At 32.2% G+C, this 503-nt stretch carries 1 pseudogene; it reads left to right on the plus strand.

The features are described 5' to 3' along the window. A pseudogene (locus EII29_RS12350) lies at positions 1 to 280 on the plus strand (hypothetical protein); the annotation flags it as partial. Positions 281 to 503: the final 223 nt, after the last annotated feature.

Below are 503 nucleotides of genomic sequence, written 5' to 3' on the forward strand. Positions count from 1 at the left end.
ACAGAAGAGAGCGGCAGAGATAAAAAGAGAATCACAAAGTAAAAAAGCGGAAGAAATGAAGATGAAAAAAGATGCTCAGATGAAAAAGAAAGCTGAAGCAAAAGCGATGAAGGCAAGACAGAAAAATATGACGGAAAGTGAAAAGATGAATGTGGAAGTGCAAAGAATAAAGAAAAGGGTGGAAGAAATAAACGGCAATATAGAAACATTCCATAAGACAAATGAAGCACTTGAAAAAATGGAACAAAGACTTGAAGGGATTCAGAATAAATTACAGTAATCATATTTTGAAAATCAGAAAGAAAAGTTAAAAGAGGGCTTTGAAAAGAAGTTGTAAAATCCGGGAAAGCGGAATTTAAAATTTAAAATTTAGAGAAGGGAGCATATAATAATAAGTTATATGATGTGATAAGAATATGAAAAAGGTGTTAATAGGATTAGGACTGGGAGCGTTAATGATATCATGTACAAATGCAAAACTGGTAAATTACAATACGGACAGA

The organism is Leptotrichia sp. OH3620_COT-345 (assembly GCF_003932895.1).
In the GTDB taxonomy this organism is placed as follows: Bacteria; Fusobacteriota; Fusobacteriia; order Fusobacteriales; family Leptotrichiaceae; genus Pseudoleptotrichia.